The organism is Streptomyces fructofermentans, assembly GCF_014651055.1.
Lineage (GTDB): Bacteria > Actinomycetota > Actinomycetes > Streptomycetales > Streptomycetaceae > Streptomyces > Streptomyces fructofermentans.
The window spans coordinates 1-12,080 of sequence record NZ_BMWD01000027.1; the positions used below are offsets into that span (position 1 = coordinate 1).

The 12,080-nt window shown below is 74.9% G+C and carries 7 protein-coding genes and 1 pseudogene; 4 read left to right on the top strand and 4 right to left on the bottom strand.

Annotated features, from left to right (window positions below):
• Positions 1-88: 88 nt before the first annotated feature.
• From IE265_RS38685 to IE265_RS29840, 3 genes are all read right to left on the bottom strand, one after another.
• Positions 89-946 carry a hypothetical protein gene (locus IE265_RS38685; RefSeq protein ID WP_229916710.1) on the bottom strand — a complete coding sequence of 286 codons (858 nt, stop codon included), beginning with the start codon at positions 944-946 and terminating at the stop codon, positions 89-91.
• A gap of 5 nt (positions 947-951) precedes the next feature.
• Positions 952-1,647 (bottom strand): hypothetical protein, encoded by a 696-nt coding sequence (locus IE265_RS29835; RefSeq protein ID WP_190038849.1) that lies wholly within the window; start codon positions 1,645-1,647, stop codon positions 952-954.
• Between the two features lie 560 nt (positions 1,648-2,207).
• Positions 2,208-4,316, bottom strand: coding sequence for an MDR family MFS transporter (locus IE265_RS29840; RefSeq protein ID WP_190038850.1), 2,109 nt, complete (start codon positions 4,314-4,316; stop codon positions 2,208-2,210).
• Between the two features lie 165 nt (positions 4,317-4,481).
• On the opposite strand from IE265_RS29840, the gene IE265_RS29845 reads away from it, so the two are divergent.
• On the top strand, positions 4,482-5,615 hold the full coding sequence (locus IE265_RS29845; RefSeq protein WP_190038851.1) for a peptidoglycan-binding domain-containing protein: 1,134 nt from the start codon (positions 4,482-4,484) through the stop codon (positions 5,613-5,615).
• 434 nt (positions 5,616-6,049) lie between these two features.
• On the opposite strand, the gene IE265_RS29850 is transcribed toward IE265_RS29845, so the two are convergent.
• Positions 6,050-6,715: an HAD-IA family hydrolase gene (locus IE265_RS29850; RefSeq protein ID WP_190038852.1), complete on the bottom strand. Its 666-nt coding sequence runs from the start codon at positions 6,713-6,715 to the stop codon at positions 6,050-6,052.
• 448 nt (positions 6,716-7,163) lie between these two features.
• Here IE265_RS29850 and IE265_RS29855 point away from each other — a divergent pair, with 448 nt between their 5' ends.
• From IE265_RS29855 to IE265_RS29865, 3 genes and pseudogenes are all read left to right on the top strand, one after another.
• Positions 7,164-7,808, top strand: coding sequence for an HNH endonuclease family protein (locus tag IE265_RS29855; RefSeq protein ID WP_190038853.1), 645 nt, complete (start codon positions 7,164-7,166; stop codon positions 7,806-7,808).
• Between the two features lie 75 nt (positions 7,809-7,883).
• Entirely contained in the window at positions 7,884-9,557 is a 1,674-nt protein-coding gene (locus IE265_RS29860) for an alkaline phosphatase D family protein (RefSeq protein WP_190038854.1), read from the top strand.
• A gap of 340 nt (positions 9,558-9,897) precedes the next feature.
• Positions 9,898-11,852 (top strand): annotated as a pseudogene (locus tag IE265_RS29865) (FAD/NAD(P)-binding protein).
• Positions 11,853-12,080: the final 228 nt, after the last annotated feature.

Here is a 12,080-nt window from a genome sequence, read left to right on the forward strand (position 1 = left end):
CCCCGGCACGGCTTTGAAGCCGTGCCGGGGCCCACCGCCGTCCGCGGACGTCCCCCGTGGTGTGCGGGAGGGCGCGAGCGGACCGGGCTCAGATCCTGAGCAGCCGTTCGGCCAGTTCCCGGTAGTCCCGCAGGACCAGTCGGAGCTGCTCGGTGTCGGTCTTGTCGTCACCGGTGTGCCACGACGAACGCAGGGTGCGCCGGCGTTCGGCCACGGCGTCGGTGAACCGCTCCGCGACCTCCTGGAGCACATGGTCCGCCTCCTCGACCGAGCCGCGCGGCCCGTCGACGAACCCGGCGACCGCCTGCTGGAGCCGCCCCGACCACTTCTCTCCGTCGTCGTGGGCCATCAGCCGTCCACCGGTCGAGCCGTGGCCGGCCGTGCCCTTCCCGTGCGCCGCGTGGTCGCGGTCGCCATCGTGGTCACGGTCGTGGTCGCGGTCGTGGTCGCGGTCGCCGGAGAGGCCGCCGCGCTCGCCGTCCCGGGCCGCCGTACCCGTCGCGCCGGTGACGCCCGCGGGGGCACCCGTACCGCGTCCGCCGACGACGTCCTGGCCGGAACCGGGCTTCAGGCCCTCACGGGCACCGGGCCTCGACGGGGCGTCCGCCGTTCCGGGGGTGCGTGCCGGGGTGGCCGCGGGGGTGCGGGCGCCCTCGAACTCCACGGTGTCCCGGCCACCCGGGCCGCTGCCGCCGGACGCGGGTTTCCGCTCGGCCGGAATGCCCTCGCGCACCGCCGCGTCCGCACGGGCGGCGGCTCCCTCGGAGGCCGTACGGCCCTCCCGGGCGTCCTTCGCGGCGATGTCGTCACGGTCCTTGCGATCCGTGCCGTCCGTGCGGGCGGGACCGGTCGTGCGTGCGGGACCGGTCGTCTCCGGTGCCTTCGCCGCGTCGTCGCGCCCGCTCCGCTGCCCGATCGGCCGACCGCTCTCGGTGTTGTCCGGCATGCTTCTCAACTCCCCTTCACCTGACGCTTGTTGAGCGCCCACGGCGCGTGTGCGCGACCGCGGGGGCTGGTGTTCCCGGTGTCCGCGGGAGTCTCGTCGACGGTCTCCCTGGACTGTGCCCTGCGGCCCCCGCGGCTCTCGCGGCCCGATCCCGTCAGGGCGTCGAAGAGTTCACGGGCCTCGATCAGGGCCTCCCGCAGGTCCTCCGTCGAACCGGTACGGCCCCGGTCGCCGCCCGTGCCGGGGGTGTGCGCGGCCGAGTGGACGCGCCGGAAGCCGTGCACGTGGTGCGCGTGGTGCACCGACAGCGCGTCGAGCTGGTCCTCGTGGCGGTCGCCCGGGAAGCCGCGCGCCGCGGCCACTTCGCCGATCAGCCGGTCCGCCTCCACGACGGCGTCGCGGGGCGAGTCCACGAACTGCTCCTGCACGGCGGTCCAGCGGACCGCGTACCGTTCGAGAGCCGCGGGCTCCAGCGGCTTCTCCTCCAGCGAGCCGTGCCGCTGCACCCGCTCCTGGAGTTCGCGCTCGGCCGCCGCGGTGTCGCCGTCGTGCCGGGCCAGCACCCGGTCGTACTCGGGCCCGAAGCGCCGCTTGAGGCCGCGCCCGCCGCCTCCACCACGGGCCGCCACGAGCCGGGCGGCGACGAGGGCCACGAGAGCCACCGCGACCACGATCAGAAGGATGATCACGCCTGTGGACATGGAATGCCTTCCGCGTTCTGGGCCCAGCGGGCCGGTTCTCACACCGGGTTGCCCGGACTTCGGCGCCCAAACGGGCCGACCCTGCTTCCGTGCGCGACCCGTTCGGGCACGGCCCCCCGGTCGGGCGCGCGAACGGCCACCGCCGCGCGCGCCCCGGGCCCCCTCGGACAAGGCGACTTGAGCGGTCGGAAGCGACGGGGCCGGCGGGTCCGACGGGTCCGACGGGTCCGACGGGTCGGGCGGGTCCGGCGGGTCGGGCGGGTCCGGCGGGTCGGGGCCACGACGACGTGACCGCCCGGGGCCCGGGGCCCGGCGCCCATATCGACCCGCGCCGGCCGCGACCGCCGCCCGGAGGGGAGCCGGCAGCCGCCGGGGGCACGGCCCGGTACGTCCGGCAGGGTCACGGGGCCGGCGACACGGCACGGTACGCCCGGCAGGGCCACAGGGGGACCGGGACCGCCGCGCGCGGCGCCGACGTGTGCGGCGGGAGCCGGTTCGGCGAGCGCCTCAGTCGCCGGGCCGCGCCCACCGACGGACCCCGCTCCCCCGCACGGCCGCACTCATTTGCCGAGCCACACCCCGCCGGACGGTTTCACGGTCTCCGGGTGGGCCGTCTCGTGCGGCCGTTCCCCGTCGGAGCCGCACAGCTCCGCGTTCAGCTCCTCGACGAGCCGGATCAGATCGGTGGGCCGGTCCGGGCCCCACCAGTCGCCCAGCAGCGCGGCGAGCGACTCCTCACGGGCCGCCGCGAGCCTCTCGGCGGACTCCCGGCCCCGCTCGGTGAGCACGAGGTCGAGGCCCTCGCGTACGGCCAGGCGCCGCTCCTCGATCTGGCGGGCGGCCTCGATGACGACGGGCAGCGGCACGGCGCTGTGCTCGGAGAGGGCGGCGGGCTCGGCCCAGCCGTAGCGCCTGATGCGCAACAGGAGCCAGCTCGCGGCCGGCAGCAGGTCGTAGCCCGCGCGTTCGGTGATCTTCTCGTAGATCTCGCGTCTCCCCTCCCGCGTCCCCAGCACGGACAGCGCGCGGCACACCTCGTCGTACGAGGAGCGCTCCACGGGGTTGCTCGCCAGCGTCTCGGTCATGTCGGGGGCCGTCACGGAGGCCCGCAGCCGGTCCTCGCGCAGGAACCAGGCGAGCACGAACCCGATGAGCGCGACCGGGGCCGCGTACAGGAACACGTCGGTGATGGACGTGGCGTACGCGTCGACGACGGGCGGCTGCAGCGCGGCGGGCAGTTCGGAGATGGCCCTCGGGTCGGACTCCAGGGTGCTCGCGTCGACGCCCGCCGGGAGCGTCTGGCCGCTCAGCACGGAGGTCACCCTGCCGCTGAGGAGGCCCGCGAAGATCGTGCCGAAGATGGCTACGCCGAACGAGGCGCCGATCGAGCGGAAGAACGTGGCGCCGGACGTCGCCACGCCCAGGTCCTCGTAGGAGACGGCGTTCTGCACGATCAGCACGAGGACCTGCATGACCAGTCCGAGGCCCAGGCCGAAGACGAGGAAGTACGCGCTCATCTCGCCCGTGGAGCTGTGCGCGTCGAGCTGGTGCAGGAGCAGCAGGCCGATCGCGGTGACGCCCGTGCCGAGGATCGGGAACACCTTCCAGCGGCCCGTACGGCTGACGATCTGTCCGGAGACGGTCGACGAGATGAGGAGGCCGGCCACCATCGGCAGCATGTGGACGCCCGAGAGGGTGGGCGAGATGCCCTGCACGACCTGGAGGAACGTCGGCAGGAAGGTCATGGCGCCGAACATCGCGAAGCCGACCACGAAGCTGATGACGGCGGCGAGCGTGAAGGTGCGGATGCGGAACAGCTTGAGGGGGAGCACGGGTTCGGCCGCCCGCCGTTCCACGGCCACGAACGCGAAGGTCAGCACCACGCCCAGCACCGCGAGTCCGATGAGCTGGGGCGAGTCCCAGTCCCAGGTGGTGCCGCCGAGCGAGGCGACGAGGACCAGAGCGGTGGCCACGGACGCGATCAGGAGGGTGCCGAGGTAGTCGATCGTGTGCTTCCGGGAACGGACCGGGATGTGCAGCACCGCGGCGATGACGAGGAGGGCGACGATCCCGAGGGGGAGGTTGACGTAGAAGACCCAGCGCCAGCTCAGATGCTCCGTGAACAGGCCGCCGAGCAGCGGGCCGAGGACGCTGGTCGCGCCGAAGACCGCTCCGAACAGCCCCTGGTACTTGCCCCGTTCACGCGGCGGGACCAGGTCGCCGACGATCGCCATGGACAGCACCATGAGTCCGCCGCCGCCGAGGCCCTGGAGGGCCCGGAAGCCGATCAGCTGCGGCATGCTCTGCGCCATGCCGCACAGCGCGGAGCCGATCAGGAAGATGACGATGGCGGCCTGGAACAGCTTCTTGCGGCCGTACTGGTCGCCGAGTTTGCCCCACAGCGGGGTGGCGGCGGTGGAGGCGAGCAGGTACGCGGTCACGACCCAGGACAGGTGGTCCAGTCCGCCGAGTTCGCTGACGATCGTGGGCAGCGCGGTCGCCACGATCGTCTGGTCCAGCGCGGCCAGCAGCATGCCCAGGAGCAGGGCCCCGATCGACGCGACGACGCCGCTCCTCAGGTGCTCGTCACCGGGGGTCGCCCCGTGCGCGTGGTCCCTGGCGTGATGGGCGGTTCTCCGTGCGTTCGCGCCGTGCGCGTCCTCGGCCATGCAGACCTCCCGGCCGCGAGGGTGCCGTTTCCTCTTACATCCTGGGCGGTGTGACCGGTTATGGCCTGTTGAATCCGGCCGGCGGCCGGGCGTTGCGGGGGGCAGCCGGAGATTGTGTGGAGGTGGTCTGCATAATCGCTGGAATTGGCACGGGAGGGATCCAACGTGAGCGACCGGAGCGGGCACTTCTGCCCGGAATGCGGTGCTGCCCGGGAAACGGGCGGCAGTCCGCTGTGCGACTGCGGCCGCCGGGCGGCGGACGCCGTCCTTGAGGCCCGTTCGGCGGAGGTCGCCGCGGCGGAGGACTTCGACCCGCTGCGCGTACGGCCGTACGTGGACCTGCAGGCGACGGGGAACGCGGCCGGCGCTCCCGGAGCCGCGCAGACGCCCGCGTCGGCCCCGCCCGGCGCGCAGGGCGGGGGGACGGTCGCCGGCACCGCCGAGGGTGGCGGGGCCGGGGACGCGAAGGCACCCGCCGCGCCCTCCGCCGACCCGGAGGCGTCCACGCCGCCGAACGGGTCCCCGCAGGTCGCCGGGGCCGAGTTGACGATGCAGCTCGCCCGAATACCGGCGCAGGCCACGGGCTCCGACGACACCCGGCCCCTGCGTGTCGTCGCCGCGCCGGGAGCCGCCGGTGCCACGACGACCGCGACCGCGGGGCACGCGGCGGACGGCGGAAGCGCGGGGCAGCCCCCGGGGCCCGCGGACAGGCCCGGCAGGAGCCGCCGTCTCGTACTCGTCGGCGCGGCCGCCGCCGTCATCGTCGTCGCGGCCGCCGGCCTGGCGAGCGGGATGTTCTCGTACGACACTCCTTCTCGGGAGAGCGCGGCCCCGGCCGACGTCCGCGCGAGCGTTCCCGAGCCCTCGGCGGACAAGCCGTCGGCCTCGAAGTCGGCGTCGCCGTCCGCGTCGGAGTCCGCCTCGCCCTCCGCGTCGGCCTCGGCGTCCGCGAGCGCCTCGGCGTCCGCCTCGGAGTCGGCGGACACGGCCGCCTCGGCGAGCGCGTCGGCCTCGGCGAGCGCTCCCGCCGACGGCCCCTCCGCCTCGGCGAGCGCGTCGTCCGAGCCGCCGCTGCAGGCCGAGCCCGCGGTGCTGCGCCGCGGGGACGAGGGACCCGAGGTCGTCGACCTGCAGCGCCGCCTCCGGGAGGTCGGCCTGTACGGCGGCCAGCCGGACGGCGAGTTCGGCCGCCGGACCGAGAACGCGGTACGCACCTACCAGATGATCCGCGGCATAGCCGACGAGCCGGGCGTGTACGGGGCGAAGACCCGCGAACGCCTGGAGGCGGAGACCGGATAGACGCCCGCGAGCGAGCCGGGGCCCCGCGAGAGGCGGGGCGCCGGTCCGGGGACGGGCTCATGGGCGCGGACCGGGGAGCCCTCGCGCGGAGGGCGGCCTTCGACCCGGCACCCGGGGTGCCGTCGCCCGAAGCGGGGCCCCGGGGAAGCCCGCACCCGGGGTGCCCGACAGCACCGCGGCACGGGCACGGCACGGCATGGCACGGGCACGGCACGGCACGGGAGACGCGACGACGCCGGGTCCCACCGCCGCACGGGGCTCGGGGACCCGGCCGGGACACTCCCGGGGACTCGGCCCGGAGACTGCCGGGGAGTCGGGGACACGGGATCCCGCCCGGCCCCGGTCGGCCCGATTCGGCCCCGACCTCAAACGCGGGAGTCCGGGACACCCACCTGCCGCCAGAACTCCCGCGGGCGCGCCCGAAGGCGTTCGCGTCAGCCCACGTGCAGCAGGACGGACCCGTCCTCAAGGAGTTCGACCCGGACCTGCCGGAGGTCGCGCACCACGACGTCCGGGCGGTGGAACGCGGCCCCGGAGCCGACGCCGACGACCCGCATACCGGCGGCGCGCCCGGCCGCGATCCCCGCGCCGGAGTCCTCGAACACCACGCAGTCCCGGGGTGCGATCCCCAGTTCGGCCGCCCCCTTCAGAAAGCCCTCGGGGTCCGGCTTGCTCGCGCCCACGGACTCCGCCGTGACCCGCACCTCGGGCAGCCCCAGCCCCGCGGCGGCCATGCGCGCGGTGGACAGCGGGACGTCGGCCGAGGTCACGAGCGCGTGCGGCACCCGGCTCAGGGAGGCCAGGAACTCCTCGGCGCCCGGTACGGCGACGACGCCCTCCGTGTCGGCGGTCTCCTCGGCCAGCATCCGCGCGTTCTCCGCGTGGTTCTGCTCCATGGGCCGACTGGGCAGCAGCACGGCCATCGACGCGTAGCCCTGACGCCCGTGGACGACCTTCATGACCTCGTCCCCGTCGAGTCCGTGCCGGTCGGCCCAGCGCCGCCAGACGCGCTCGACCACGGCGTGCGAGTCGACGAGGGTGCCGTCCATGTCCAGCAGTAGGGCACGGGCGGGCAGCACGGTCGTGGCCGTCATCGGCATGCTCCAAAACGTGGCTGAGGGGGCACAGGCGACCCCCGGGAACAAGGCGGCCCCGCCCGCCGGTCAGGGGGTGCGGGCGAGAGCCACTTTGTTCCATCACGGTACAAAAGATTGACCGATTTGGCCAGCCGCACCGGAATCCACGCTTCCCCGCGGCCGCCCGGACGGCGGGCCGATCCGCGCTTCCGGGCGCCCACCCGGACCGAAAGGCCGTCCGCCCGGACGGCAGGCCGACCCGCCCGGACGGCGGGCCGATCCGGACGGACGGCGGGCCGATCCGGACGGACGCGACAAAGGGGCGCGGCCGGACCCGAAAGTCCGGCCGCGCCCCTTGTCCTGTCATGGGCACGTCATTAACTTCTCACCTGACGCACACCCCACGGAAACCGGCCGCCGCGAGCATTCATTCGCCCGCAGGTCAACTTCCCCCCGCCGCAAGGGAGTCACCATGCCCAAAGTCTACGCGCGTCGACGTCTCAGTGTACTGGCAGCCCTCACCGGACTGATAGCCATGGCCGGACTCTTCAACGGTCCGGCCGCCTCCGCCGCGCTGCCCACCCCGGTCAGCGCCGCCACCGCCCGCACCTACCTGGCCTCGCTCACCGTGGCCACCGAGGACCGCACCGGCTACAACCGCGACCTGTTCCCGCACTGGATCACGATCAGCGGCACCTGCAACACCCGTGAGACGGTGCTCAAGCGGGACGGCTCGGGCGTCGTCACCGACTCGGCCTGCGCCTCCACCAGCGGCAGTTGGTACTCGGTCTACGACGGCGCCACCTGGACCGCCGCCTCCGACCTCGACATCGACCACCTCGTCCCGCTCGCCGAGGCCTGGGACTCCGGCGCCGACGGCTGGACCACCGCCCGCCGCCAGGCCTTCGCCAACGACCTCACCCGCCCGCAGCTCATCGCCGTGACGGACAACGTCAACCAGGCCAAGGGCGACCAGGACCCCGCCACCTGGATGCCCTCGCGCACGGCCTACGCCTGCACCTACGTACGCGCCTGGGTCCAGGTGAAGTACTACTACGGCCTCTCCGTCGACTCCGCCGAGAAGAGCAGGCTCAGCTCCGTCCTGAACGGCTGCTGACCGAGTCTCCGCCGGAAGCTCGCCAACGGCCTCCGTCGTTCCGTACCGTACGGGGCGACGGAGGAGAGTGATCACGTGGCGAGGCTGCGCCTGGGTCCACTGCTGAGGTACGTCGACGGCTCGTCCGCGACCGTCTGGGTCGAGACGAGCCGTCCGTGCACCGCCGAGGTGCGCTGCCCGGACGGCGCCGGCGGCGAGACCCGTACGTTCCAGGTGGCGGGCCACCACTACGCCCTGGTGCCGGTGACCGGTCTGGCACCGGACACGTCGTCCCCGTACGAGGTGCTGCTCGACGGGAACCGGGTCTGGCCGCTGCCCGACTCCCCCTTCCCTCCCTCCGTCATCCGCACCCCGCGGGACGGCGACGGGACCCTGACGGTCTCCTTCGGCTCCTGCCGCTGGGCCTCGCCCCCCGAAGGCGAGAAGGACCCCATGGGCCCCGACGCGCTGGACACCCTCGCCGCCCGCATCGCGGCGGACCCGGACGGCGAACGCCCGGACCTGCTGCTGCTGCTCGGCGACCAGGTCTACGCCGACGAGGTGTCCGAGCCCACGCGCCGCTGGCTGGAGGCCCGCCGCGGTCTGGGCGAGGCGCCGGGCGCCGAGGTCGCGGACTACGAGGAGTACACGCACCTCTACTACGAGTCGTGGCTCGACCCCGAGGTGCGCTGGCTGCTGTCGACGGTGTCGAGCTGCATGATCTTCGACGACCACGACGTCATCGACGACTGGAACACCAGCGAGGCGTGGGTCTCCGACATGCGGGCCACCCCGTGGTGGCGCGAGCGGGTGCTGAGCGGCCTGATGTCGTACTGGGTCCACCAGCACCTCGGCAACCTCCCTCCGGAACGGCTCGCCGACGACCCCCTGTACGCGGCCGTCCGCGCCACCCCCGACGGCACGGACCCACTGCGCGCCTTCGCCGCCAGGGCGGACGCCGACCCGGCCTCCGTCCACTGGAGCTACCGCCGCGACTTCGGCCGCGTACGGCTGCTGATGGTCGACACCCGGGCGGCGCGGGTCCTGGACGAGCAGAACCGCTCGATGCTCGACCCGTCGGAGGCCGCCTGGCTGCGCGAACAGGCGCTGGAGGAGCCCGGCTCGTACGACCACCTCCTCGTCGGCACCTCGCTGCCCTGGCTGCTCCCCCACCTCGTGCACGACGCGGAGGGGTGGAACGCCGCGCTCTGCCGCGGCGAACGGGGGGACCGCTGGGCGCGGTTCGGGGAGAAGCTGCGGCGCGCGGCGGACCTGGAGCACTGGGCGGCGTTCCCGGAGTCGTTCGACGCGCTCGCGGACCTGCTCGCCGAGGCCGGGTCGGGTCCGCACGCGCCGGCGACCATCTGCGTGCTGTCGGGCGACGTGCACCACGCGTACATCGCGGAGCCGACCTGGCGGGACGGTTCGGCGGCGCCGGACGCCCGGGTGCTCCAGCTGACCTGCTCGCCCGTGCACAACTCCATCCCGCTGACGATAAGGCTGGGCTTCCGCTTCGGCTGGAGCTCGATCAGCCGCGCCGCCGGCCGCGCCCTCGCCCGGCACGGCAGGCGCCCCCTTCCGCCCGTCGGCTGGCGGAAGACCGGCGGCCCGTGGTTCGGCAACCAGCTCATGACGCTCACCCTGCGCGGCCGTTCGGCCCGGCTGCGGCTCGACCGGGCGTCCGGGGAGCGCGGCGGCGGCGCGCGGCTGCGGAAGGTCACCGAGTCCGAACTCGCCCGCCCGGCGGCACCGGAGAGCACCGGAGCCTGAACGGACGCTCCGGGAAGGGTTGTTGGGCAGGCGCGCTACGACCGGACGGGCCCGGTCACCCGTGCGACCGCCGGGGGCGGGTGCCTGGTGCCGTCGGGGCGGGAGTCGGACTGGGCGCCCGCCCCACGTACCACAATCGCCTGATTGCACACATCAATTGCGTACGTTGCCCGAGTGCCGCCCCGTCGACCGGGATGCTCGTGAGGCGTGCCGCAACCGGTGCCGATGATCGGTCCAGGGTCTCGGCCCCGCCCGGAACCCGACGGCATGATGAGGCGGACCGTCCGCTTCCGCCGGGCGGTATGCCACCCCGCCCCCCACCTGTCCGGGAGTCACCCCTTTGTCTGCAGCGACCGCGGAGCCCACGGAGTCCGCCGAACCGGCAGGGGGCGGCGCCGCCTCCGTCGCCCTGGTCGGCGCCGGACCCCGCGGCACCAGTGTCCTGGAACGCCTCTGCGCCTCCGCACCCGAACTCCTCGCGCCCGGAGCCCGGCTGACGGTGCATGTCGTCGACCCGTCCCCGCCGGGCGCGGGCCGCGTCTGGCGCACCGGCCAGCCCGGCGAGCTGCTGATGAACACCGTGGCCTCGCAGGTCACCCTGTTCACCGACGAGAGCGTGAGTGCGCGGGCCCGGTGCGGCCCGGGCCGAGCCTGCACGCCTGGGCCGGCGGCCGGGTCGGCCCGGACGACTACCCGACGCGCGCCCTGTACGGCCACTACCTCGAATGGGTCTTCGCCGAGGTGGTCCGCGGGGCACCGGCCCCGGTACGGGTCGAGACGCACCGGGCGCGCGCCGTCCGCCTCGACGACACGGGCGGCGGCCGCCAGACCCTCGTGCTCGACGACGGCCGCGCCCTCCCGGACCTGGCGGCCGTGGTCCTGGCCCAGGGCCATCTGCCCGCCGCGCCCGACCCGGGGCAGCGGCGCCTGTCCGCGTACGCAGGCCGGCACGGACTGCGCCACTTCCCGCCCGCCAACCCGGCGGACCTCGACCTGTCCCGCGTGGCCCCCGGGGAGAGCGTCCTGCTGCGCGGACTCGGGCTCAACTTCTTCGACCACATGGCCCTGCTGACGACGGCCCGCGGCGGACGCCACGTCCCGGGCCCGGCCGGTCTGCGGTACGTGGCCTCGGGCCGCGAGCCCCGACTGCTGGCCGGGTCCCGGCGCGGCATCCCCCACCAGGCCCGCGGCGACAACGCGAAGGGCGCGTACGGCCGCCACGTCCCCCTCGTCCTGACTCCGGAGACCGTCGGGCGCCTCCGCCGGCGCGCCGACTCCGGCGACGCCCCCGACTTCCTCGGGGAGATATGGCCGCTGGTAGCCAAGGAGGTCGAGGCCGTCTACTACGAGACGCTGCTGGGCCCGGACCGCCCGGCCGCCCGCGGGTTCCGCGCCCGCTTCCTCGCCGTGCCGCACCGCGACCCCCAGGAGGCCGACGTGCTCGGCGAGTTCGGCGTCCCGGAGGCCGACCGCTGGTCCTGGGAACGGCTCTCGCGTCCATACGGGGACCGGGTCTTCACCGGCCCCGCCGACTTCCGCTCGTGGCTGCTGGAGCATCTGCGCGAGGACGCCGCGCAGGCCGCCCTGGGCAATGTCCGGGGCCCGCTCAAGGCCGCCCTGGACGTGCTGCGCGACCTGCGCAACGAACTGCGGCAGATCGTCGACCACCGCGGACTCCCCGGCACGTCGCGCCGGGACCACCTGGACCGCTGGTACACGCCGCTCAACGCGTTCCTGTCGATCGGCCCGCCACGGCGCCGCGTCGAGGAGATGGCCGCGCTCGTCGAGGCGGGCGTCCTCGACGTGCTCGGCCCGCGCACGCGGGTGCGGGCCGAGCACGGGGCCTGGGTGGCGCACTCCCCCGACGTGCCCGGATCGGCGGTCAGGGCGAGCACGCTGATCGAGGCCCGGCTGCCGGAGCCGGACCTGCGGCGGACGGCCGACGGGCTGCTCGCCCGGCTGCTGGGGACGGGCCAGTGCCGCCCGCACGCCGTGGACGGCTACGAGACGGGCGGAGTGGACGTGACGCGGCGCCCGTACCGCCTGATCGACCGCCGCGGGCGGGCCCATCCGGGCCGGTTCGCCCTCGGGGTGCCCACGGAGGGCGTGCACTGGGTGACCGCGGCGGGGGCCCGGCCGGGCGTGGACTCGGTCACCCTGTCGGACGCCGACGCGGTGGCGCGGGCCGTGCTGCGCGCGGCAGCGGCCCGGCGGGAACCCCCGCCCGGCGACGCCCCCGGGCCCGCCGGGGAAGCCGGTCCGCGGCCGCGGACGAAGTTCGCGGGCGTCGACTGAGGGCTGCGGCCCCCGGCGGACCCGCGGACGGCACCGGAGCCGGAACCGGCCCCCCGTGCCGGCTCCGGCTCCGGCTCCGGCGCGGTGCCTGGTGGAGCCGCCGGACGAGGTACCGGCCCGGCGTTCGTTCCGATCACCGCCACCGCGTCGTTGGTACGGGGACGGGGGTCCGACCACTCCCGGGAAACGGCGGCCGGGTGAACATCACGTGGCGAACACACGAGCACC